Origin of the sequence: Sphingomonas sp. CCH9-E2, assembly GCF_001557215.1 — a bacterium.
Classification (GTDB): Bacteria; Pseudomonadota; Alphaproteobacteria; order Sphingomonadales; family Sphingomonadaceae; genus Sphingomonas.
Window position 1 is genome coordinate 1 of sequence record NZ_LSJM01000179.1, and the last position, 625, is coordinate 625.

Sequence of the window (625 nt, forward strand, 5' to 3'; positions counted from 1 at the left end):
CGGTTCGTGGAGCAGTGGCAGGGCATGAAGGAGGCGCGCGCCAGCATGGAGCGTGCCGGCGCTGATAAGTTGGGCAAGCGCATGGAGAACATGGCGGGCGGATTGCATCGCGATCCGCAGCTCGAATCCGTGTTGCGCGCCCGCGCGTCCGAGCTGGCGTTGCGCATGGAGCGGGGCCGGTCGATCGGGCAGGAGCTCGCGCAGTCGGTCGGACAAGGCCGCGACCGCGATCGTGGCATGAGCCGGTAAGGGGGACAGGTGACGGACGAGGACGATAGCCAAGGAGCCGACGCAGCCGAGGCGTTCGAGGCGATGCGCGGCGAGCTTGCGCTGTTGCGCCGCGCCGTGGAGGGCTTGGCGGCCGAGCGCGGCGGACAAGACATACCCGATTATTCCGAGACGCTGGGGCGGATGCAGCAGGGCGTGGACACGGCGGGCGAGAACATCGCGCGCATCGGCCAGTTTCTGAAGGCCGCCCCGGCGCTGGCGATGACGCCCGAGCAAATGGCGCAGCGGATCGCGGCGGCGGGCAACGCCGCCCGGCGCGAGGACCAGGCCGCGCTCGCCAAGGCGGGCGAGGACAAGGCCCGCGTCATGGCCGAGCTTCGCGCCATCGCCGGGTCCG

At 71.2% G+C, this 625-nt stretch carries 1 protein-coding gene and 1 pseudogene; both read left to right on the forward strand.

Annotated features, from left to right (window positions below; translation table 11 throughout):
* Positions 1-249, forward strand: a 249-nt coding sequence (locus AX681_RS09060; protein ID WP_443026343.1) for a hypothetical protein, incomplete at its 5' end; no start/stop codon positions are given.
* A gap of 9 nt (positions 250-258) precedes the next feature.
* A pseudogene (locus tag AX681_RS22835) lies at positions 259-625 on the forward strand (DUF6118 family protein); the annotation flags it as partial.